The sequence below is a fragment of the Lacticaseibacillus sp. 53-4 genome, assembly GCF_016861805.1.
Lineage (GTDB): Bacteria > Bacillota > Bacilli > Lactobacillales > Lactobacillaceae > Lacticaseibacillus.
Genome location: NZ_BOLT01000008.1, coordinates 42,553 through 65,907, shown reverse-complemented (window position 1 = coordinate 65,907; position 23,355 = coordinate 42,553). Strand labels below are relative to the sequence as shown.

Below are 23,355 nucleotides of genomic sequence, written 5' to 3'. Positions count from 1 at the left end.
CGCCCGTAAAAACGAGTTGATATAATTCCGTCATATAGCAGATTAAAACAAAAAAATTCGGCAGACCGCAGCCTGCCGAATCCGAACTTTTGCGTTAAATACCGGCGCCGCCACCCCCGGAGGAGCCACCGCCGAACCCACCGCCGGAGCCGCCACCAAAGCCGCCTCCGCCGCCGAATCCACTGCCGCCGCCCCACCGGTCGTTGCGGTTAGAGCTGGACAGCAGGTCACCAAGCAGCCACCAGAGCCAGAAGCCAGTGCCACCGCCCCGACCGCCGCGGTGATTGTTGCCGCCGCTGAAAAACAGCGCAATGATGGCCACCACAATAAACAGCGTGATCAGCGTGGCCAGGATGCCGCCACCGCCGTTTTCGTCACTGCGTTGGCGCTCTTGGTACTGCGCCATTTGGCTGTCGGACACCGTGTTGTCATCGGTTTTGAACTTGTACTTTTTGTCGATGACGGTCGCGACCGCGTTGAAAACGTTGCGCAGGCCCTTATTGACCTCGGCATCGTTTTTGGATTTGATCAGTGTCTTGTTGTCCTGCAGGATACGGCCGGCCATTGCATCGGGCAGATCCCCTTCCAGACCGTAGCCGACTTCGATGAACAGGTTCTGGGCGCCGTGATTATCGGCGTACACGAGCAGAACCCCGTTGTCGCTGTTTTTCTGGCCCACACCCCACTTGCTGAACAGGTCTGGGGCGTAGTCGCCGAGGTCCTCGCCGCCGGAGGACTTGATCACCGCCACGGCGACGGCGGGCTTCTGCTTAGTCTGCTCCCACGAGCGGTTCTTGTCATTGATCAGCGTTTGCGTCTGCGGCTCGAGCAAATTCAGCTCATCGGCGTAATAAGAATCGCCAGTGGGCTTTGCCGGGTAGCTGACCGCCTCAACTGGGGTGGCATGCAGAAAAAGGAACGCCAGCGGCAGCAGGAATAAAACGCTAAGCCAGCGTTTTTTCATGTGCGGCCTCCTAATCGCCGAGGTTGACCTTCGGCACTTCGTCGGCCCCCGGGTTGGCCTTAAAGGTCGGCTTCTGGCCGAGCCCCATCATCGAGGCAAACAGGTTCTTCGGGAAGGTGACGACGCTTTGGTTGTAGTCGCGCACGTCCTCGATGTACCGCTTGCGCTCAACGGAGATGCGATTTTCGGAGCCTTCCAGCTGCGTCATCAAGGTTTGCACGTTCTGGTTGGACGCCAGCGTCGGGTACTGTTCCTGGATGACGGAAACCAAGGTGCCGACACTACTGTTCAGCTGGTCATCAGCTTTGGCCTTGGCCGTGGTCGTGTTCGCCTTGTTATAATTCTCACGGGCTTTGGCGATGGTGCCGAAGATTTTATCCTCGTGCTTCATCGAGCCCTGAACGGAGCTGACCAGGTTCGGCACTAAGTCGGCGCGGCGCTGCATAACGTTTTCGACCTGGCTCCACTGCGCCTCGACTTCCTGGTTCTGCTTTTGCAGCGAGTTATAGGTGCTGATGCTGTATATGCCAACGATGACTGCGACCGCCGCGATCACGATCCACGTGATAGCCAGCGGACTGAGCTTCTTTTTTTGCATAACGTTCTCCTTCGTTTCACTAAAATAAAAAAACGGGTTGATACGCCTAGTTTAACATGTTTCGACTAGGCAGCATCAGCCCTAAGAATGAGACAATTTATTTGAAGTAATTAAAGCCGATGGCGTCGCGCACCTCGTCGAGTGTCTGGTTTGCGACCTCGTTGGCGTGCTTGGTCCCGTCGATGAGCATCTGCTGGACCTGACCCATGTCCTCGGCGTACTGCGCACGGCGGGTGCGGATCGGGGTCAGGATCTGCTCCATGACCTCGTTGAGGTAGCGCTTGAGCTTGACGTCACCCAAACCGCCGCGCTGGTACTGGTCCTTGAGCGCCGCGACCTGCTTTTTATCCGGATCAAAAATGTCCAGGTAGGTAAACACCACGTTGCCTTCGACCTTGCCCGGGTCCTCCACGTGAATGTGGTCGGGGTCGGTGTACATGGACATGATTTTCTTTTGCACGGTGTCGGCATCGTCGGCAAGGTAAATCCCGTTGTTTAGGGACTTGCTCATTTTAGCGTTGCCGTCAATCCCTGGCAGGCGGCCAAGTCCCTTGGCCGGGAAGTACCCTTCCGGTTCGACCAGCACGTCCTTGTTGTACGTCCGGTTGAACGTGCGGACAATTTCGCGGGCCTGTTCCAGCATCGGTTCCTGATCGTCGCCCACTGGGACCGTGTCGGCCTTGAACGCCGTAATGTCGGCAGCCTGGCTGACCGGGTAGATGAAGAAGCCGGCGGGCACGGACGCGCCGAATTCCTTCTGCTTGATCTCGGTCTTCACTGTGGGGTTGCGGTCCAAGCGAGACACGGTGACCAGATCCAGGTAGTACATCGTCAGCTCAGTCAACGCCGGGACCCCGCTTTGAATCAAAATGGTCGACTTGGCCGGATCGATGCCGACGGCCAGGTAATCCAGCGCAACCTCCATTAGCGAGTGCCGGATCTTCTCCGGGTCGCGCGCGTTGTCAGTCAGCGCCTGCGTGTCGGCAATCATGATGAAGGTATCGTAATCGCCAGAGTTTTGCAGCTCCACGCGGTTCTTCAAAGAGCCGATGTAGTGGCCGATATGCAAGCGGCCGGTTGGACGATCGCCGGTTAAAATGACTTTTTTGGACATGAAATGATCCTCCTAATTGATTGTTGAGATGTTTGAGGAAGGGGCTTGGACTTTAATCGGGCTCCGGGCTGGCGCACCTTACAACAAAAAACCGCCCCATGCTTTACATAGGACGGCTTTGCGCGGTACCACCTAACTTCACCGGACTAAACCGGCACTCTCAAGCGGCTTAAGGCGCACCCACCGAGCGCCTTGGGTGAGCCAATTCACTGAAAGCTGCGGCCGACTTTTCAGTATCGTCGACTTCCTGCACGCAATTGCCCTCAGCTACTCATCACCCGCATTGACGCGAATATAGGTTAATGATAGCACGGGCAATGCCAAAATCAAACCGGATTACAGCAGGTAGTCCATGTCGCTGGCCTCACTCGGGTAGGCAAAGACCATCCGTTGCACCTGATCCGCAGGAGTCTTCGTGTTGATTGCCATGGTCAGCAGGTTCACCAGCGACTCCGCGCTGCTTGAGACCACAGTGGCGCCGACAATCAGGTTGGTCGCCTTTTCCTCAACCACGGTCACCGAGGCAAAAGTCTCCTGGGTCCGGTTGTAAGTGTACCAGTGGGTCACGTCCTCGCTTTTCACCACATAACGATCATCTCCGGCGGCAGACTCTGGGGACACGCCGACTTTGGAAATTTCCAGGCTGCCGTACACCGTCGTTGGAATCGCCGGATAGGCAATCGGCGCGGCGCTGCCCAGCAGGTGTTCCGCGACATAGCGGCCGTCAAAGCCCGCTACCGGCGTCAGCTTAGGCTGGCTGGTGGCCGCAACGTCCCCAATCGCGTAGATGTGCGGCGTCGTGGTTTCCAAAAACTCGTTCACGACAATGCCGCGTGCCGTCGTTTTGACGTGCGCCCGGTTGAGGTGCAGCTGCTCGTCCGGCCGCCGCCCCATCGCCGCAAAGACGCGTTGCACGTCTAGGGTGAAGCCATCGGCCTGCAGCCGCAGCGTGCCCTGTGGTGTCTCATCGACCCGCTTAAGTTCAATGTTTTCGTGGAAGTGGATGTGTTCATTTTGCATGGCTTTTTGCAGCGCATCGACCGCCGCTTCGGGAAAGCCGCGCAGGGCGCGGTCGCCGTGCATGATCACGTCAACTTCCGCCCCAGCGGCTGCGGCGATGTTGGCCAACTCCATGCTGACATAGCCCGCACCGATGAAGGCGATGTGCTGAGGCAAGTGATCCATGTCGAGAAAGTCGCGGCTGGTGGCGATCAGCTCGCGGCCTCTGATGTCAGGCAAAACGGGCTGCACGCCAGTGGCAATAATGATATCCTGCCCCTCGTACATATCCTCACCGACCGCGATGGTGTGTTCGTCGATAAAGCGCGCTTCACCATCAACGGCCATCATGCCGGCACCAGTCACCCCGCTGCGCGTGCCGCTCGGCACCGTGCGCGTGTAGGCGCGCTTAAACGCCATCAGCTTGGGCCAGTTGATGTCCGGGATGCCGTTCAGCCCTGCCTTGGTCATGCGCGCGGCGTAGGTTTTGGCCTGCACCGCACTGTATAGCATTTTCTTCGGGTCGCAGCCGTAGTTCGGGCAGGTCCCGCCCCATAAATCGCGCTCCACGACCAACACTTTCTTACCCGCTGAAGCCAGCGGATAGGCCGCGGCAAGCCCTCCTGGGCCGCCACCGATCACGATCACATCATACTGCTGCATGTGTTCTCCCCCTTTAATCCTTGGCAACGTCGGCCAAAAAGGCCATCACCTGCGTCGCGTTTACCTTAAAGTTACCTTGCTGACACGCTACTGTCACGGATTTGCCCTCGCCCAGCGGGGTCAAAATTGCGCGCAAAGGATCGCACTCCTGCGCCTCGCCCGCCTCAGTACTCCTGTCGGCAAACCGCCGCAGTTCGATGAGCGGCGTGTCCAACACTTCTGGGGCGGCGCTGGCAAAGAAATCCGAAACAAAGTTGCTGGCTGGATTCGAGGCAATTTCTTCAGGGGTCGCCACTTGTTGAAGCACCCCTTCACGCATGACAGCGATCCGATCACCGAGCCTCATGGCCTCGTTCATGTCGTGCGTGACAAAAACAATCGTCGTTTTCATTTTTTTATGTAACCGCAGCACCATGTCCTGTAAGCTGGTGCGCGAGATTGGATCCAGCGCCGAAAAAGGCTCGTCCATCAGCACCATCGGTGGTTTGGTCGCCAGCGCCCGGCAAATGCCCACCCGCTGCTGCTCGCCGCCGGACAGCTCGGCCGGCATCCGGTCGCGGTACTGTTTGGGCTCCAGGTCCACCGCAGTCAGCATCTCGTCAACCGTTTCACGAATCTGCTCCTTTGACCAGTGCTTCATCTGCGGAATCAGCGCAATGTTCTGCGCCACGGTCATGTTGGGAAACAGGGCGATCTGCTGCAGCACGTAGCCGATATTCCACCTTAAATCACGCAGATCCGTGTCAATGAGCCGCTTATCGTTAAAGTAAATGTTGCCGTCGGTCGGCTCGATCAGCCGGTTGATCATTTTCAGCGTGGTCGTTTTGCCAGAGCCGGACGCGCCGACCAGCACGAACAGCTCGCCGTCGCCGATTGTCAGGTTCAGGTCCTTGACCGCGGTAGTGCCTTCAAACTGCTTGACCACGTGTTCAAAACGCAAGACGTCTTTGGTCATCAGCGCGCCTCCTTTAACAGGCCATGCTTGGTCAGGTAAGTCTTGGCGACCGCACTGGCCGACTTCCCCTGCACGTTGACCTCGTAGTTCATTTCCTGCATATCCGCTTCAGAAATCTTACCGCCCAGCTGATTCAGCGCGGCGGTGAGCTTAGGATGATCTTTGGCAAACTGCGTCCGCATCAGCGGGGCGCCTTGGTAAACTGGGAACAGCTTGCGGTCATCCTGCAGGGCCAGCAAATGATACTGGCGGATCTGCGAGTCGGTCGAGTACCCATCCGTCACCTGCACCTGGCCGCGGTTGAGCGCCTGATAACGCATTGAGGAATCCAGCGTGTTGACCGTGAAACTGACGCCGTACTTGCTTTGGATGCCCTTGTAGCCGTCCTCGCGCGCGTTGAATTCAACATCAAACCCGGCCTTCAGCGGCGTGTTGAGCTTGGTCAGATCCGAGATCTTCGTGACCCCGTTCTGCTCGGCCCAGGCCTTTTTGACGACGACGGCATAGGTATTGTTATAGGCCATCGGTTTGCCGAGGCTTAGGCCCTGCTGATTCAGCAGGGATTCGGCGATTGGGTACGGGTCCTGGCCTTCAGCAATCTGCGCGGCCTGCTTCTTGGAAGGCTTCAACAGGCTGCTGACAACCGTCCCGGTGAATTCAGGGTAAATGTCGATTTTATCGCTTTTAAGTGCGCTGTAGAGAAAACTGGTCTGACCAAAGTTCGGCTTCAGTTCGACCTTCACGTTCGCATCCGCCTGCTCAATCAGATCCTTGTACATGTTGATCAGGATCTCGGGCTCAGAGCCCAGCTTGCCGGCCACAATGATGGTCTCCGGCTTTGGGGCCACCGTCTGATAGGTCGCATAGCCGCCAAAACCGAGCACCAACGCCCCTAAAACCACGGCGGACACCTGCCAGCGCCATTTGGAAAACATCGAGATGAACCAGGAAAACAGGATCGCCAGCAGTGCTGAGGCCAAAGCACCCAGCAGCGTCAGCGTCGGGTCGTTCAGGTTGATTCCGCGCATGATGATGTCGCCCAGGCCGCCGCCGCCAACCAGCGCCGCCAGGGTAGCAGTGCCGATGATCAGAACGGCCGCGGTGCGGACCCCGCCCAGGATCACGGGCATCGCCAGCGGCAGCTCGACCTTGATCAGGCGCTGCGGCTTGCTCATGCCAAAGGCTTCTTCGGCTTCTTTATAAGCCGGGTCGATTTCATGCAGCCCAGTGTACGTGTTTTGAAAAATCGGCAGCAGCGCGTAAACGACCAGGGCAATGATCGACGGCGCGGTGCCAATGCCGACGATGGGAATCAGCAGTCCCAGCAGGGCCAGGCTGGGAATCGTCTGTAAGATCCCCGTCACCTGCAGCAGAAAACCGGCAAACCGATCATGGTTTTGGGCCCAGATGCCCAGCGGAATCGCGATCAACAGCGCCAACAGCAGCGCGATCAAAGACAGCTGAAGGTGCTCCACCAGCTTGGTCAACAGCGTCCCGCGCTGGTCTAAAAAGGTCTCCCACAATGCCTGCATAGTGTCCTCCGTATCTAATTCTATGTACTCTAAAGATAACACTTTCCCACGTTTGGTAAGCAAACATTTGTACCGGGCTGCTTTACAACCACGGCCAAAAAGCCTACACTGATTGCACGATTTTTAAGCGAGGAGGGCGTCCATGCAAAATCAGACGAAGCAGGAAGAACAGGCACGCGTCGACTTCGTGCGGGCCAAGTTGACGCAGCGGCTGACCATCGTCAAGCAGCAACTGGCCCGGGCCCACCGTGAAACCACCCGCATTGAGCGGGCCTACGGTGATGCCACCCGCGTCAACATCACCGAAATCGATGACCGCATGGAAACCAATGCTGCTGTTCAACAGCAGAAGACCATGGTCGCCCGCGCCGTCGAAAACGAGCAGATTCTGGAAAAAGAGCAGCGGCGCCTGCGCCTGCTGCAAGACACGCCGTATTTTGGCCGCATCGACATCATTCAAGACGGCGAGCCTGACACCTTGTACATCGGGCTGGGCACGTTCATCGACCAGGACGACGACTTTCTGGTGTACGACTGGCGCGCACCGATTGCTTCAATATACTACAACGGGACGCTGGGGCAGGTGACCTACACCACCCCCTTCGGACCGGAAACCGTCGAGCTCGTCAACAAGCGCCAGTTCACCATTGAGCACGGCCGCATCACCAACATGTTCGACACCGACGAAACCGTCGGCGATGAGATCCTGCAATCCGTGTTAGGCGCGCAAAGCGACGTTTATATGAAGAACATCGTCGCGACCATTCAGCAGGAGCAAAACGACATCATTCGCGACACCAAGCACGACTTGCTGGTCGTGCAAGGCGTGGCGGGCTCAGGGAAAACCTCGGCGGTGCTGCAGCGCGTCGCCTACCTGCTGTATCACAGCCAAAAGGACCTGGACGCCGACCAAATGGTGATGTTCTCACCCAATCAGCTCTTTGCTAATTACATTTCCGAAGTGCTCCCGTCGCTGGGGGAAAAGAACATGCGCCAGGCGACGCTCGCCGAGTTTTTGGCCAAGCGCTTCTCCGGGCTGCACGTCGAGACCCTGTTTGAACGTTACGAGCGCGACCACGAAAGTCTGCCTGAAGCCGCCAAGGCAATCCGCCGCTACAAGGAGCGCGCCAGCTACCTCGATGAGCTGAAGGCCTACGCCAACACGCCAGGCCGCATCCCGTACTTCATCGATATCACATTGAACGGGGAGGTCTTCTTCTCCGCCAAAACCATCACGAAGATTTTTGCCAGCCAGCCGGCCCAAGCCACTGCGGCCAACAAATTCCTCGACACCAAGAACGCCCTGATCAAACGGCTCAAGACCCGCATCAAGCTCGCGATTTACGACGACTGGGTGCAGGAGCGCCTGGGCAGCCTGTCGTCTGGCGAAGCCCGCGACATTTTAGGCGATAAGCGCTTTGAAAACGGCGAAGATGAGCAGCGCTACATCGCCACCCAGCTGGTTAAGGACGCCTTTTCGCCGGTTTACGATGCGATTTACAACGATTACTTCCTCGACCCCTACCAGGACTATGCCCGTTTCCTGGCGCAGTGCCAGCCGCCGGTCGCCGGCAACGTCTGGGCCGAAATGAGCCGCGCCTACCAAACCGACCTTGAGGCCCACATTCTGCGCCTGGCCGACGCCGCCCCAGTGCTGTACCTGCGCGACCTGATCGCCGGCTCCGGGCAAAATCACGCGATCCAGTACGTCTTCATCGATGAGATGCAGGACTACTCGATGGCCCAGCTGCGCTACCTCCACTTCGCCTTTCCCAAGGCTAAGCTCACCCTGCTCGGCGACGCGCGCCAGGATGTGTTCACGACCGACTATCAGCCCAGCGACTTCATCCACGAGATCTCAGCGGTTTTTGCCACCAGTTCAGTGCGCCTGATCAACCTCAACCGCAGCTACCGGTCGACTCTGCCGATTACCAACTTCGCCAAGGCTCTCTTGCCGGTCAACGACCACATTCAGGCCTTCACCCGCGGCGGCACCAAGCCGCAACTCGTGACCGTGCCCAAAAATGCCTACCGCACCGGGCTGATTCGCACCCTCAACCAGCTGCTGGAAACCAACACGACGGTGGCCGTGCTCACGCGCGACGCGGCCCAGGCCGCCCAGCTGTTCACCACGCTGCAACTCGACGTGCCGGTGCAGCTACTAACGGCAAGCGACCATCAGCTCCACGCCGGCTGCGTCATTCTGCCGGTCTACCTGGCTAAAGGCCTGGAGTTCGACGCGGTGGTCGGCTTTGACATTTCCGCCGGCACCTACGACCAGGCCAGCGACGCCGACGTCCTGTACACCCTGGCGTCCCGCGCCTTGCACACCCTGATCCTCATCGCGCTGGACCGGCCGAGCCCGCTGGTTGCGGCGCTGCCCAAGGACTTGTACGAAACGATCGACGCCGCGGACCATGCGGCTGCCTCAAATCCGGCTCACTAACGCAAACGAGGCGACTGAGACAAAATTGCCTAGTCGCGTTCCATCAAGCAACGCCCAAGTGCACAAACGCCCCTGCACCGCGATTCTAAAAACGAGTCGTGGTGCAGGGGCGCTTTTGCTTTGGGCTAAAACCGCTTGATGTCTCAGCCTCTCGTTTTTATGATACTGCCCGGTGTTTGGCCTCGCGACTGACCAGCCAAATCAGGTAGATGCCCACTGCCAGGTGGACCACTACCATGACCCAGAGGAACAGCTGGTCCTGCCAATTATCCCCAATGTAAGAGCCGGCACTGGCCCCGCCCGGGGAGAAATAGTAGGAGAAAGCGTCAAAGAAGGCATGCAGAAAAATGGTGAACCCAAGGTTGTGCGTCAGCAGGTAAATGCCGGCGGCGCCCAGCCCCAAGGCCGTGGCGTACAGCACCTGGATCAGCGTCTGCTTCAGATCCTGGTTGCTGCCCAAATTGGTCAGGTGAATCGCCCCAAAGCACAACGCGGACATCACCCCGCTCCACCAAAACGCTGACAGGTGCCGCGGCGTGTGGCGATAAAAGAGAAACAAGAGCAGACCGCGCGTTATTACCTCCTCAAAAATGCCAGCGGACAGCCCGAACAGTACCGCCCGCCCCAGCCGGTGCGCCGAAAACGTTGGCAGTGGCCCGTAATCCAGGCAGCCGACGACCAGCATGGTCATCACCGCCAAAATCCCGAGGCGGACGTGTTGCGGCTTAGCCAGCAGCGGCAGGTGCAGCCACCACATCGCAAGGGTCAGCATCACCAGCCCGCCGGCAATTTCACCCAGGCTCTCCCAGGTGTCGCCGTTCAGGCCAAGCCTAGCCGTCAGCAGCATTTCCACAAAGATCCCGACGATACCGGCCACGATGATTGCCGCCATTTTAAACCCAAAGTGTTTGACCTGCGGCTTAAAGAAATCCATTTTCCCCACCCTTTCTCATCGCCTTCATTTTGCCCCTCAGCACGCGGATTGCCAAATAAAAAACCGCCCAGGGCAGCTGGACGTTCGTCTCACAGCATCAGCGCCGCGAGGTTGTTCAAAAAATGGAGGAACATCGAGTACCGAATGTCGCCGGTGTAGGCATAGGTCAGCGCGAAAACCGCGCCCAGAGCACTGTAAATCGCCCAATTGAGCGGATCAGTGAAAGAAGTGTGCGCCAAGCCGAAGACCATCGAGGACAGGACCACAGCCACCACGCGCCAGCCAATTTTTTCCTGGTGCGGGAAGCTGTGCATCAGCAGGCCTCGGAATAAGAGCTCCTCAACAGCCGGGCCGCCGACGCAGGCAATCAGCGTCATGGCCAGCGGCGCCTGCTGCATGATCGCCATCAGACTGCTTTGGTTCGCCGGCTCGCTAGTCGCGCCGTGCGCCTGCAGCAGCCCGCCGGCGATTTGCACCCCGTACATCAGCAGCACCATCAGCGCCTCAAACCCGACCATTTTTAAATCCAGTGGTTTACGGTGCCAGTGCGCGGCATCCTCTTTGCTCAGGAACCACTGGTAGGTGCGCCAAAGCAGGAGCAGCAGAATCCCGAACACCACCGTGAACAGGCCGGCAACCACCAGCGTGCCGGCGCGCCCGTGGGAGCGAAGCGTTGGCACCAGCACCATGTACTCGGCGTAACTGTATGCCAGAAATAGCAAGAAGACGATGCCGAGGCGCTTCAGTGTGGTTTTAATCATGGCTATCCTCCTTCGCGTCACTCGGCGACGATGTCCGCACCCAAGCTGCCGGCGATCACCGCCGCCTGAAACTGGTTGATTTTCAGCCCCTGCAGCAGCGCCGGCGTGAACAAGAGACTGTCAAAGCGCGTTTTGGCCAAGTTGACCTGCGAAAGCTTGGCGTCGGAAAAATCCGCACCGGTCACGTCGCCGCCGAAAATTTTGAGTCCGGGCTTAACCATGCTGGCGGCCTGAAAACTGCTTTCGGTCAGCTTGGTGTCAACAAATTGGACGTTCTTGAGCTTGGCCTCGGCCAGGATCAAGTATGTGGCTTGGCAGTCCTGCACCGTCACCTCGCGCCAAGTGCTGCGCGTGAAGTCGGCGCCCATCAGCTGACAGCCTTCAAAGCGGCAGCGGTACATCACGCTGCCGGTGAAATCCGCGGTGAGAAAGCGACTGCCTTTCACGGTGCAATCCAGCCACTCGCCGCCGCGAAAATCGGTTTGCGCAAAGCGGCAGTTGGCGAACGTCACGCCGGAGAGTCGAATGTCTTCGCTGGACACCGTCAAGCTGCAGCCGCTGTACGTCTGGTCCTCTTGCACCTCGTCTAGGCTCAGGGTCTGCCCCTTGATCATCGCTGCCACCGCCTTGTCAATTATGAGTTCCATCCTAGCATACTTTTAAAAATGGCGAAAAAATAGGCCCGACATCTCTGTCGGGCCACCGCAGCCGTTTACCGGATTTGAACCGGTGACCTCATCCTTACCATGGATGCGCTCTACCTGCTGAGCTAAAACGGCATGGGGTTGTTTACCTAAAAACAACTGCCTAAACAATATACTATATATCCCCAGTGCCTTGCAACCCTACACGCCTAAAAAGTGCCTCATTTTTCGCCACGCCACTCGGCGCCAAACTCAGCCAGGTAATCTGTCATCACCTGCTGGCGATGCGCGGCGAGCCGGCGAGCGGCTGGCGTGTTCATCTGAGCGGCTAAGTGCAGGAGCTTTTCGTGAAAATGGTTGATGATGGTGCTTTCGCCTTGCCGGTAGCTGGCCGCGTCCAGCTGCGTGCGCGGCGGCAAGGCCGGGTCGTACAGGCGGGTAGCATGCGCGCCGCCGTACATCATAGTACGGGCAATGCCGATGGCGCCGATGGCATCCAGCCGGTCGGCGTCTTGCACCAGCTGACCTTCCAGACTTAGCGGCTGTTTACACGCCAGACTGGCCTTGAAACTCATGTGATCGATGATGGCGAGCACGGCGGTTCTCTGTGCCGCCGTCAATCCGGCTGCGGTCATCGCCGCCACGGTCCGCTTTTTGGCTGCGGCCACATCGGCCACCAGTTTATCGTCGTACGTATCATGCAGGGTCGCCGCCGCCAGCGCGATGGTCGCATCGGCAGCCGGCGTGCCTTTGAGCAGCGTCTTAGTGGTCGCCACCACCCGGCGAATGTGGTCCATGTTGTGGCCGCTCGCGTCTTTGCCAAGCACCTTTTGTGCGTAGGCCATCAATTGTTCTTCTTGGGTCATCAGCCGCTCCTTTTCCTTTGCGTTTCACGCCTTCATCTCGGTATGCTTAAGATAGTGACCGAAAGCCCGCCGCGAAAGGACGTGGTACTGTGAAATTGCGCCATTTACAAATCAATCAGACCCTGAATCAGTTTAGCCGCCTGACGCCCAGCGACGGCGCCGAGGGCCGCCCCGTTGCCCAGCAGAACCTGCTGTTTTGGGTTGCGGCGGAACCGGTGCCGCCAACGCCCACTGAGCTTGCTGAGGCGATGGGCTTGTCCAAGGCGGCGATCACCAAAATGATGGGGCCGCTCCTCGATGATCAGCTGCTCATGAAGACCATCGACCCCGATGATAACCGCAGCTTCACCCTGACCCTCACTGAGGATGGCAAGCAGGCGGTGCGGGACATGAGCGATGACTACTTCAAGCCGATGAACGCGCTGCGCGAAGGCCTCGGCAAAAAGAAGTTCAACAAGCTGATCAATCTGCTCGATCAGGCTAATGAGGTCCTGGTCGGCGCCGATGAGTGATCACTGCGGCAGGTGAAAGCCCTGCTCGCGCAAAATCTGACCGATCTCCAGGCGATGATGGAGGTCGGTTTTTGTATACGCCAAAAGGCTGTCGGTGAACGTCTCCTCGCGGGCGTTCCACGCCCGGGTCCGGTAATAATTGTTCAGGGTGGTATCATAATCTTTAAGGTCTTGGGCAGCCGGATAGGCGTTTTCACCGACCACAGCGGCGTGCGGCAGCCGCGGCTTCTGCTGCGGTGCTTCCGCCGGCACGCCGACCATCAGGCCGAGCACTGGGAACGTGAAGCGCGGCAAGGCCAGCAAGGCGAGCATCTGCCGCGGATCATTCAAGACGCTGCCCAGGAAGCACCCACCCAGCCCGTTTCGCTCGGCTTCAGCCAGCACATTCTGCGCGGCCAGTTCAGCGTCGGCAACGCCGCCGAAAAAGCCGGCCCAACCGGTAAAATGAGCCGCCTGTTCTTCTGTCAGGTGAGCAGTTTCGATATTGCGGTACTGGTCCAGCACAAACACGTAAAGCAGACCCTCACCTGCCACAAACGGGCAGTTCGTGAGGTCTGCAATGCGCTGACGCTTTTGCGGATCGGTCACCTTAATCAGCGTGACCTGCTGCAAGAAGTTGCTTGAGGCTGTCGCCTGGGCCACGTCCTCCAGGGTCTGCTGCTGCGCAAGGCTCGGAGCCGCACTGAATTTGCGAATGCTGCGGTGATGCAACCCGCTATGATTATTGGTCATAAAAGTCACTCTTTTCTCAAAGAAGGTTTTCTAATGTCTAAGTCTACCACGATTCCAGAAGCAATTAAGGTGCGCGGGGCAGCCGTGCACAATCTCAAGCACCTCGACGTTGACATCCCCCTGCACAAGCTGGTCGCCATCACCGGCCGCTCCGGCTCCGGCAAGTCCTCACTGGCGATGGGCGTCCTGTACGCGGAAGGCATGCGGCGGTATGTGTCCGCCTTGTCGACCTACACCCGGCGCCGCCTGGGCCAGGTCGGCCACGCGCAGGTCGAGTCGATCGAGCACATTCCCAGTGCCATCGCGCTGCGCCAGCGGCCCGTCGTGCCTGGCATACGCTCCACCGTCGGCACCACGACCGAGGCGCTGAATGTGCTGCGGCTGGCTTTTTCCCGGCTCGGCTCGGTGCGCTGTCCCAACGGCCACCAGCTGCCACCAACGCTGACGATCGCCCGCCTCATGGATCTGCCGAATCAGCCAGGCAGCGGCATGGGCATGTTGACCTGCCCCGTTTGCGGGGCGCAATTTAAGGCCTTTGGCGCCGAGGACTTCGCCTTTAATGCAGCTGGCGCCTGCCCCACCTGCAACGGCACCGGGGTCGCGCGCACCCTTGCGCCAGAGCGGCTGATTCCTGATCAATCGCTGACCATCCGCCAAGGGGCCGTGGCTTCATGGCGCCTGCCTGGCCGCAATTTTATGATGAATGTGGCGCAGCAGATCGGCATCGACATCGACACGCCGTTCAAGGATCTGCCTGCGGCTCAGCAAGAAATGGTCTGGCACGGCAAAAAGCAGACCTACGCTATCAACATTCCGTCCAAGACTGGCAAAATTTTCCACATGAACAACGCGATGTACGAAAATGCCTTTAACGCCGTTGAGGACTCGATGGCCACCACCACTAACGAGCGGGCCATCACCCGCCTGAACCGGTTCTACCGCTTCGACGTCTGCCCGACCTGCCATGGCTCCCGCTTTCGTCCAGAGCTCCTGCACCAGCTAATCAACGGCAAAAACATCGCCGAGGTCTCAGACATGACTCTCAGCGAACTGGAAGCCTTCATTCCGACCATCTACACCTGGCTGCCGGATGACATGCAGGCGCTGGCGCACGATGTGCTGCGCGAGCTGACCACGGTGCTCAAACCGCTTATCGACCTCGGCCTGTCCTACCTGCAACTCAGCCGCGCCGGCGCGACCCTGTCCACCGGCGAGCTTCAGCGCATCCAGCTGGCCCGCACCCTGCGCACCCAAACTACCGGCGTCCTTTACGTGCTGGATGAGCCTTCCATCGGCCTGCACCCGGCTAACGTCGCCGGCCTGATCGACGTCATGCGCAGTTTGGTCAACCAAGGCAACTCAGTCGTTGTGGTCGACCACGACACGGCCATCATTGACGCTGCCGACGAGGTGCTGGAAATCGGCCCTGGGGCCGGTGAGGCGGGCGGTCGCTTGCTGAATCAAGGCACGCCGGCCGCAGTCGCCAAACAGTCGAACTCACTGATTGGGCCGTACCTGACCGGCCGCGCCAAGATGATCGTGCGCCCAACCGCTGAGGCAAAGACAACCACCGCCAAAAAGTGGTACGGCCTGACCGTCACGGACCGGTTCAACCTGCACAACCTGACCGTTCAGTTTCCGGTCAACCAGCTCAGCGTGGTGTCTGGCTTTTCCGGCTCCGGGAAGTCGACGCTGGTCTTTGACGCGCTGGTGCCAGCGCTGACGGCCACCAAAACCAACCCGGCCCCGAGTTTTGTCAAAGACCTGCACCGCGGCGGGCTACGGCGAGTCGTGGCCATCGACGCCAGCCCAGTCGGCAAGAATGTGCGCTCCACCGTTGCCACCTACACCAACATTTTGGACCGCCTGCGCGACTTGTTCGCCAGCTTGCCGGAAAGTCAGCAGCGCGGCTACACCGCCAGCAATTTTTCCTACAACGTCACTGCCGGCGCGTGCCCAACCTGCGGGGGCACCGGGCAGATCAGCTTGGACATTCAGTACCTGCCGGATATGCAGCAAGTCTGCCCGACCTGTGGCGGCCGCCGTTACAACCCAGAAGTTCTGGACGTAAAGTGGCACGGACAGTCCATCGCGGATCTGCTCGACTTGTCGGTCGACGCCGCGCTGCCTGTCTTTAAAGGCGAGGCTGCCATCGAAGCGACGTTGCAGACACTGCACGACATGGGCCTTGGCTACCTGCACCTCGGTGAAAGCACCCCGTCCCTATCCGGCGGGGAGGCCCAGCGGTTGAAGCTGACCGCCCACATGGGCCGGACCCAGAAAGGCACCTTGTTTGTGTTTGATGAGCCTTCCGTCGGCCTGCATCCCCTGGACGTGGCGACCCTGCTGCAAGTGTTCCAGCGCCTGATCGACGCCGGCGGAACCGTTTTGACCATCGAGCATGACTTGGATGTGCTCGCCAACGCGGATTACCTGCTCGATCTTGGGCCGGAAGGTGGGCGGTTCGGTGGCCAAATTGTCACCAGCGGCACGCCAAAAGAAGTTGCACAAAGCACTGACGGCCACACTGGTGCCTTCCTCAAGGCGCACCTGGCCAAATTTACCCATTAAGGCACAGAAAAACGCACCGGCTCGCTTGGCTAACAAGCTTGTCGATGCGTTTTAAGTTTGGCTACGGCACCCGCCGATGCTTCTTGACGGCGCGCACAATGAGCGTGATCACCAGGGCGACTGCCGCCACCGCAACGGCGATGATCCCAGTGTTCTGCCACCAAGCGCGGCGGTTGCCGCGGTCGGCCTCCTTGGCGGTCGCCTCAGAGTACGGCACCCGGTGACCGGTGACCAGCAGGCGGTGAGAATTGATCCCCACCGGGGTGCAGGTCATCAGCGTGGCCAGATCCCGTTCCGCCTCGATCTTGAGGCTGGACGTGTCATCGGGCTCGATCACCTTGATCTGGTGGACCTTGTAAGCCAGGTGCTTGTCGTTCACCGTGATGATGAACTGCTGCCCCTTGTTCAGGTCCTCCAGGTCATCGAACAGCGTCTTGCTCGGGACCCCACTGTGCGCCGAGATCACCGTGTGGGTGCTCTTGCCCCCGGTCGGGTAGCTGGTCCCTGGCAGCACGACGGCGCCAGAGGCCAGCAGGGTGTCACTGACGGTGTCGTACAGTGGCACGTTGACCTTCAACTTGGGGATCGTGACGGCGCCAATCAGGTGCTTCTTCAGGGCGCTGACGTCCTGGATCCCTTTACCCGGCTGCCGGAAGACATCGGCGTTCGGCCGCATCCCGGTTTCTGCCAGGCGCTTGTTGAATTCCTTTTGTGCCTTCTCGCGGTCCGCGGCGTTCTTTTTCGCGGTTTCGGCGTCCCGCTTGAGGCGGTATTCCACCACCACGAAGTTGACGGCACGGGCCACGAACGGATAAGCGAAGACGGCCAAGCCAATGAAAAAGACGATGATCACGAGCAGGTCCGTGAAGAGGGTCGCTTTTTTACGTTTCTTTTTGGCCATCCAGCCTCATCTCCGTTTCGTTGATTACGCGCGGCGCTTCTTGATCATCACCGCCGTGCCCATCGCTGCCGTCCCCACGATCAGGAAGGCCACGATGCCCATGGAACCAGTGATCGGCAGAACGCCGTCGATCGGGGTGTTTTCAACTTCGGCATACAGATTATTATCGGTGTTCAGTTCAAGCTTGCCATCTGCCCCTTTGGTGATCGAGAAATCCAGCGGGGTATCAGACTTAGCGTAGCCGTCTGGCGCCTTGATTTCGTGCAACTTATAGTCACCGGTTTCTAGCCCTCTGATTTGCAGGTTACCCTCGTTACCTACTGAACTACCCGTTTCAAAGGTTGTCCCTGTCTCATTCCAGACAATGTCATCCGTTGCGTACACCCCATCGACATTCTTGAGGGTTGCCTTACCATCAAACTCGGCATACTCAGTGATATCACCGCGTTGGCGTGAAACCTTAAAGGTTGCACCGGCCAGCTTAATATCGTCGTCATTGGAGTCTACCTTAGTGAACTTGTAGCCCCCGGTTTCAACTTCCTTAGCCTTGGCCACAATTGATTCATCACCAAGCGTTACCCCGAATTCGTTACCGATATCTTGAGTCGGTACCGCATATTCGTTAATCACAACAGTATAGGTAAACTTCACCTGCGTGCCGGCAATCGCATTCAGCAGTTCAGTCAGCTTATCCTGATTAGCCGTTGCAAAGTCAATATTGTATGTAAACCCAGCCTTGCTATTTGCGTCACCTGATATGATTGTTCGTTGTGCTAAATCAGTGAAGAGCTGCGTCACGTCCTCCCCATCGGCTTCGATTTTATCAATTCCTTTAAGGGTCGTTCCCACTTCGGTCATTTGGTCCTTGATGTTAAGCTTATTGTAGAGGTATTCTCCGTTGGCTTTCTTATCTTTAATGTTACCCGGAATATTCACGCGAGCATCGTATGAAATTTCTTCACCAACTTCGAAGTTATAGACCTTTTCATCTGAAGAATTTTCATCCTTGGTGTTTGTGATTTGCTTTTCGATGGCACTATTTTTGGCATACAGGTGAATATCCTCGAAGTACTTACCCTCATCGTCCGTGATAGGCATCCCAAAAACTAGCGGCAAGCTCATGAACATGTTGCTGTTACCTAGCGTTTCGCTCCGAACTTCTTCAGCTAGGTAGATTTGATACTTATCACCCGTCTTGGTGACCACGTTATTAAACTTGGCAACACCATCATTGCCTGTGATCACACTGTCGCCCTTTACAGCACCGGCGCCAATCCAGGTGCCCTTGTTTTGCGACCATTCATGACTAATTTGCGTTGTTGCTTTCTTAATCGCCTCTGTCAAAGTCAGTGATTCGTCTTTTTCCATCAAGTCCGGTACCATGGAATCAACTAACCCACGAATGTTATAAAGATCAAACTGAACACCCGGAACAGGCTTTGAGCCTTCAAAAGTCATCTGCGCCCCAGTGTTTTGCTGAGGGGTTGAATCAGCATCAAGGAAGCTGAGCTTATGTACGTTGACGGTGACCGTTTCCGGTAGCTTATTGTCTGTCTTAGCCTTCGCCGCCGTGGTCACGTTTGGGGAAGTTGCGGCAACTGTGGTCATCGTGGTGAGGGCCATCGAGCAAACCATCAGGCCTGCCATCGTGAAGCGAGTCAGTTTAGTTGCTTTTGTCATTGTTGTGTTCTCCTTATCGGTTGAGTTGGTGGCGACGCGTTGTCCGCCAAGCGAAGAGCATCAGAAGCATTCCAAGCGCAATCATCGCAAAACTGATCAGATTGCCAGTCTGCGGTAAGCGGCCGGAAGACGGCTTGTCCGGGGTGGTCGGAGCCGCTGGGGTCGTTGGCGTCGTCGGTTGGAAAGGGTCGGTCTTGCGCGCGTTGTAGACACGCGGGCGGCCCTTTTCAATCGTCGGCTTCAGCACGACACCGGATTCGGTTTCGTCCATTGGTTCCCCGTTGATCAGTACCGGGTTTTTGCTGCCGTCTTCCTTTTCCCAAGAAGTGGGAATTTCAACTTTAACGCCCTTATCACCCAAGTCATTCACATAGCCTGGCACGGAACGCAATTCTTCGAAGTAGTACGTGCCCGACGGAAGGAAGCGTTCGCCGGTGTTCACAAGGCCATCCTTGTCGGAGATGAACTTGTTCACCTTGTCATCGTTGAGCGGGTCTGCGGATTCAACCCATTCGTTCTTCAGGTCGGTCACTTCGGACATGCTCAGGTAGCGCTTCTGCCCATTTTGAATCTCGTAAAGGGCAAACACGGCACCTTCCAGACGAACATCCTCACCGGTCGCGGTCCGGCCAAACTTGAAGAAGTACGGATCGCGAACATAGCCGATGTTCTTGGAGTAGATGTGAATCGTGCTCAAGTACTCATTGGCCGAGTTGCGCTGCGGCAGGACCACCATGAGCGGCGCTGCCTTGCGTGACAAGTCGACGTTGACAAGTGACTCCGCACCAACCCCGGTTTCAATGATCAGGTAGGCGGCGTATTGATCACCCACTTTGGTCGGCACGGTGAAGCGGGCAATCCCGTCTTCAGCCTTGCCGGCAACTGTGCTAGTTTCGGTTGTCTGCTCCGCGATAGTGGCGAAATCCGCTTCGGCTTCTTTCAACGCCTCGCTACGTTTCTTATTCGCCCACTCGTCGACGAACGCTTTCACCGGCTGGCCCTTCGCCCGCGCTTCGTTGTATGCCGAAGTGGCATCAAACAGCTTGAAGGTCGCGCCGTTCAGGCCGAAGGTGTTGTCGGTTTGAATCTGGTCAAGAAGTTCCCCGGTGTTGTTGTAGTTCCAGGAGAAATCCCCCCATTCATCATCCGGCCGGGCGGTGGTGCGAATATCGCGGTTGATCCGTTTGTGGATCACGATCTCCGTGTTCTTAGGCGCCGCCTCGGCCGCAGCCGTGGCCTGCGGTTTCAAAAATGGGATCGCCAACGCCGCGGCGGCGGCAAACAGCAGAAGTTTTTTCAACATGTTAGCGCACCTCCATTTCGCGGGTGTGGCGGAAGAAAAGCCAAAGGCCAACGGCAAGGGCCACGATCATCGCCGCCATCGCGACGAAGGCTGACGTGCCCGGACCACCAGTTGCTGGCAGCACCGGATCGATTGGCTCGTTGTTCACGGTCATATTGATCTGATTATGGGTCACACTGACCGCGGTTAGCTCGGAATCGAAGGTGTAGCCCTTATCCAGCGCAATGTCATCGGCACTGTATTCCAGGCTCACTTCGCCGTTCTTGCCGATAGTCAGGGTGAACTTACCTTCCAGCGTTTTATAGCCGCTTGGTGCGACCAATTCTTCAAGGGTGTAGACACCAGCAGTGAGATCGGTAAAGTTTAGCTTGCCGTCCTCGGTGGTTGCCTCTTTGTCATAGTCGTCGCCAGTGATCTTGAAGACCGCCCCATTAAGGTAGTCCTCAGGTTCACCCTTCTTGGTCAAATCAAGGCGGAATGGCTTAAGGGCATTCTTAAACTTTCCGGCTTCACCCCACTTGGTATCCCAAGTAATACTACCGTCGGCCTTGATCTCTACTTGAATACCTTCTGCTGGCAATCCTTTATGACCAGTCGGGGTCTCAATTTCCTTCATGGTGTATTTTCCCGGACGCACCTTGGTGAAGTTAACCACGCCGTTATCTCCGGTGATGTTGGAAACGTACTTTTCAATCTCATCATCGTAGAGGGCAAACTTTGCACCCTTCAGCGTTTGGCCTGCGTCGCCGATCTTGGTGAAGGAAACATCGACTTCTTCCTTTTCTTGGAAGATTTTGACCATGTTCGTTTTCTCGCTATAAACCTTTTCCTCTTGATTCTTTTCATCTTGCATAAACCATTCGGAGGTGGCAACGTTCTCCATCCAGAATTTACCATCTGGCAGGTCAGCTTCTGCAGTGGTCGGCTCAATGGCCAAGCGAATACTGAAGAATCCCTTAGTAAATTTGAGCTGTTTGATCTGCTCCGCATCAAGCTTCACTGTCACCCTCGTTCGGCCGCCTTCGTCTTGCGTGACGATTTGGTTAGCTGGTAGGGAAATGACGCGAGAAGCGCTGGTTACCGTACGATCACCAAACAAGCTAACTGCTGGTTGCGTGCGGGAGCTCGAAAGCTTAACCCCTGCTGGCAGCAGATCAGTAATCTCAATTCTGTCTGGCCGAGCGATGTAGTCACCAACCTGGCTGTACAGCTGTTGGTTGAGGTAGTAGTAAAGTTGCTTGCCACCTGCGTTATTTTGACCGGTTTGCGGATTAACGTAATAGTCGTTGACCTTCTCTCCGTCCATTTCGTTAGGCGTGTAGATCGCACCTTTATCACGGATGTCTTGCTCCGTGCCACCACCCGCATCAGAATTAGTCGTGACACTCTTATTGACTGCAACGTCCGGGTTAAAGAGCTTGATGTCCCCACTGGCATTGGCCAGCCACGTTGAGGTCGCCTGCGAGCCAGTTCCGCGAACAAACTTAAATGTGTGACCAGTCAGGTTGAAAGCGACGGCACCATACTCAAACCGGTCGCCAGTGATGTTATCGCCCCACTCGTCGTCTTCTAAGTTGTTAGGATTGTCCCAGTTGCCCCAGTAACGAGCCGTGTACCCCGTGACATCGCCTGCGCCTGCCTTATCGGCTTCGACCCAGGTGTTAGGCGGAGTCCCATTACGCCACGAATTAACGGAAGTTTTACTGTTGCTCGGCCCAAGCCGGGTTGCGTTAAACGCGGTGTTTTTTACCCAGTCGGTCTTAACAACACTCGCCGTCAAGCCTTGCATTGAACCAGCGAATTCCCCTGGGTTAAGTGACGTGAACGTCAGTTGAGGACTGCCAGTCGCGTTTTCGGAAGTGACAAAGTTGATCAAGCGGCTCGGATCGTTCGCCTGGAAGAACTGAACCTCCCAGTCCAGGGCAAAGATATTCGCGATCGAGATCCCTGAGTAGAAGTTACTAGAAAAATCGATTCCCATCGGATTAGGGTAATTCCATTCGAGGTTGTTCTGGCGCCGTTGGATATTGTTTACCGTCACATACGCGCCAATGTCGACCGGATTGAGATTTGTATCCAGAACTTGGCCGACGTTGCTGTAATAAACGCGAATTTCGAATTTTGTCGGTGGGTTAGTACGCGAGAAAATCACTGCGGCTGAAGTGCCAGTCGTGTAATCAGTCGAGACCTTTTTTTCCATGTCTTCCCGCGAACCATACTTGCCACGGCCAGCCTGACTGTTCACGCTTTTGTCGTAGTAATTAACACCTTGACTATTGTTGAGAGGTATTTCTACGCCGTCAGAATAGGCGGCTACCCGGAAGTTCTGGGCCTGAACCGAGCTACTGAGCATCAGGTTAACGGCATTGAGATCTGCGCCGCCGCCTGGCTTGGTAATATTGCCGATCGCTTTTGTTTCTGGCAATACTGCCGCCAGTTCTTCGGCTGCTTCGGCCTCGTCTTCAGTCGCTTCTGCTTCTGGCGCTTCCGGAGCAGCTTCTTCAACTGCCGGGGCTTCCGGCAGTGCCACTTCGTGCGGGCCGGCCTGATCCTCGTTCAGGATATCAGCTTGAACATCCGCATCAGGGTCGGCGTCGGCGTCAGGGTCGGCATCCCCTGCCGCGGCTGCTTCATCGCCAGCGGTGTGAACCGCAACGCCCGCAGGCATCTGGGCGGTTCGGCCGCCTTTTTGGTTAGCCTGGACAGCGACGAAGATCTTGCGCACGTCCTTGCGGGTCGTATATTTCAACGTGCCCTTAGCCGTTTGACTATAGTCTTTTTCAATTTGCCATTGTTCCGCCGGGGTCGTGGCCTGGGTCGCTTGAACCAGATCATTCTCCTGCGGTGCGAGCTGATCGTTGCCCGCCTCATCGGTGCTGACCCGCAGCTTTAATGCGCGCAGGTCAGTGGTGTGATAGCGCTGATAGTTCAGCGTCCAGGTGATCTCATCGCCTGTCTCCTCGCCGCTGACCGTCACCCGCTGCTGCTCATCATCCAGGATGACGTGTTCTTCGGGCGGAGCGACCGCATTGACGTTCACTCCGCTCAGGCTGGCGGCCTGAGTCAAGAGCAACACCAGCACCATGAGGCCGTGCATGATAGTTTTTTTCATGTGGTTCCTCCTTAACGTGTGATCCCTACCTCAGCGAGACACGCTAACCGTCGTCATAGTACGGTTTA

18 protein-coding genes and 1 tRNA gene are annotated in these 23,355 nt (G+C 57.3%); 3 read left to right on the top strand and 16 right to left on the bottom strand.

What is annotated here, in order from left to right; genetic code table 11:
- Positions 1-94: 94 nt before the first annotated feature.
- The 6 genes from JUF21_RS04970 to JUF21_RS04945 form a co-directional block, all read right to left on the bottom strand.
- The gene (locus JUF21_RS04970; protein ID WP_203623966.1) at positions 95-964 is read right to left on the bottom strand and encodes a YgcG family protein; all 870 of its coding nucleotides are present in this window, start codon (positions 962-964) and stop codon (positions 95-97) included.
- Positions 965-974: 10 nt separating this feature from the next.
- Entirely contained in the window at positions 975-1,562 is a 588-nt protein-coding gene (locus JUF21_RS04965; RefSeq protein ID WP_125755975.1) for a LemA family protein, read from the bottom strand.
- Between the two features lie 97 nt (positions 1,563-1,659).
- Positions 1,660-2,676, bottom strand: coding sequence for a tryptophan--tRNA ligase (trpS, locus tag JUF21_RS04960; protein ID WP_203623965.1), 1,017 nt, complete (start codon positions 2,674-2,676; stop codon positions 1,660-1,662).
- A 336-nt stretch (positions 2,677-3,012) separates the two neighbouring features.
- Positions 3,013-4,338, bottom strand: a complete 1,326-nt coding sequence (locus JUF21_RS04955) for an NAD(P)/FAD-dependent oxidoreductase (RefSeq protein ID WP_203663278.1) — start codon at positions 4,336-4,338, stop codon at positions 3,013-3,015.
- A gap of 13 nt (positions 4,339-4,351) precedes the next feature.
- Positions 4,352-5,293 carry an ABC transporter ATP-binding protein gene (locus JUF21_RS04950; protein ID WP_203663276.1) on the bottom strand — a complete coding sequence of 314 codons (942 nt, stop codon included), beginning with the start codon at positions 5,291-5,293 and terminating at the stop codon, positions 4,352-4,354.
- Positions 5,293-6,825 (bottom strand): ABC transporter permease/substrate-binding protein, encoded by a 1,533-nt coding sequence (locus JUF21_RS04945; protein ID WP_203623962.1) that lies wholly within the window; start codon positions 6,823-6,825, stop codon positions 5,293-5,295. The genes JUF21_RS04950 and JUF21_RS04945 overlap by 1 nt, the downstream gene beginning before the upstream one ends.
- 142 nt (positions 6,826-6,967) lie before the next feature.
- Between JUF21_RS04945 and helD the strand changes: the two genes are divergently transcribed.
- A complete protein-coding gene (helD, locus tag JUF21_RS04940; RefSeq protein WP_203663274.1) occupies positions 6,968-9,271 on the top strand; it encodes an RNA polymerase recycling motor HelD in 2,304 nt (767 codons plus the stop codon).
- 157 nt (positions 9,272-9,428) lie between these two features.
- Here the strand turns inward: helD and JUF21_RS04935 are convergent, their stop codons facing one another.
- The 5 genes from JUF21_RS04935 to JUF21_RS04915 form a co-directional block, all read right to left on the bottom strand.
- Complete coding sequence (locus tag JUF21_RS04935; RefSeq protein ID WP_203623960.1) at positions 9,429-10,205, bottom strand: CPBP family intramembrane glutamic endopeptidase; 777 nt, start codon at positions 10,203-10,205, stop codon at positions 9,429-9,431.
- A gap of 89 nt (positions 10,206-10,294) precedes the next feature.
- Complete coding sequence (locus JUF21_RS04930) at positions 10,295-10,966, bottom strand: CPBP family intramembrane glutamic endopeptidase (protein WP_203623959.1); 672 nt, start codon at positions 10,964-10,966, stop codon at positions 10,295-10,297.
- Positions 10,967-10,983: 17 nt separating this feature from the next.
- Positions 10,984-11,613: a pentapeptide repeat-containing protein gene (locus tag JUF21_RS04925; protein ID WP_203623958.1), complete on the bottom strand. Its 630-nt coding sequence runs from the start codon at positions 11,611-11,613 to the stop codon at positions 10,984-10,986.
- A 59-nt stretch (positions 11,614-11,672) separates the two neighbouring features.
- Positions 11,673-11,745, bottom strand: a tRNA-Thr gene (locus JUF21_RS04920).
- Positions 11,746-11,831: 86 nt separating this feature from the next.
- Complete coding sequence (locus JUF21_RS04915; RefSeq protein WP_203623913.1) at positions 11,832-12,476, bottom strand: HD domain-containing protein; 645 nt, start codon at positions 12,474-12,476, stop codon at positions 11,832-11,834.
- A gap of 89 nt (positions 12,477-12,565) precedes the next feature.
- Here JUF21_RS04915 and JUF21_RS04910 point away from each other — a divergent pair, with 89 nt between their 5' ends.
- On the top strand, positions 12,566-12,988 hold the full coding sequence (locus JUF21_RS04910) for a MarR family winged helix-turn-helix transcriptional regulator (RefSeq protein ID WP_203623914.1): 423 nt from the start codon (positions 12,566-12,568) through the stop codon (positions 12,986-12,988).
- Here JUF21_RS04910 and JUF21_RS04905 read toward each other — a convergent pair whose 3' ends face one another.
- Positions 12,989-13,720 (bottom strand): nitroreductase family protein, encoded by a 732-nt coding sequence (locus tag JUF21_RS04905; RefSeq protein WP_203623915.1) that lies wholly within the window; start codon positions 13,718-13,720, stop codon positions 12,989-12,991. It abuts the gene before it with no gap.
- 33 nt (positions 13,721-13,753) lie between these two features.
- Between JUF21_RS04905 and JUF21_RS04900 the strand changes: the two genes are divergently transcribed.
- The gene (locus JUF21_RS04900; protein ID WP_203663266.1) at positions 13,754-16,291 is read left to right on the top strand and encodes an excinuclease ABC subunit UvrA; all 2,538 of its coding nucleotides are present in this window, start codon (positions 13,754-13,756) and stop codon (positions 16,289-16,291) included.
- 61 nt (positions 16,292-16,352) lie between these two features.
- On the opposite strand, the gene JUF21_RS04895 is transcribed toward JUF21_RS04900, so the two are convergent.
- The 4 genes from JUF21_RS04895 to JUF21_RS04880 are packed head-to-tail and all read right to left on the bottom strand — an operon-like array spanning position 16,353 to position 23,287.
- Positions 16,353-17,192 carry a class C sortase gene (locus JUF21_RS04895; RefSeq protein WP_203663264.1) on the bottom strand — a complete coding sequence of 280 codons (840 nt, stop codon included), beginning with the start codon at positions 17,190-17,192 and terminating at the stop codon, positions 16,353-16,355.
- 24 nt (positions 17,193-17,216) lie between these two features.
- Positions 17,217-18,872, bottom strand: a complete 1,656-nt coding sequence (locus JUF21_RS04890; protein ID WP_203623918.1) for a SpaH/EbpB family LPXTG-anchored major pilin — start codon at positions 18,870-18,872, stop codon at positions 17,217-17,219.
- A 13-nt stretch (positions 18,873-18,885) separates the two neighbouring features.
- Positions 18,886-20,175, bottom strand: a complete 1,290-nt coding sequence (locus tag JUF21_RS04885) for a pilin N-terminal domain-containing protein (RefSeq protein WP_203623919.1) — start codon at positions 20,173-20,175, stop codon at positions 18,886-18,888.
- 1 nt (position 20,176) lies between these two features.
- Positions 20,177-23,287 carry a collagen binding domain-containing protein gene (locus JUF21_RS04880; RefSeq protein ID WP_203663262.1) on the bottom strand — a complete coding sequence of 1,037 codons (3,111 nt, stop codon included), beginning with the start codon at positions 23,285-23,287 and terminating at the stop codon, positions 20,177-20,179.
- Between the last annotated feature and the right edge of the window lie 68 nt (positions 23,288-23,355).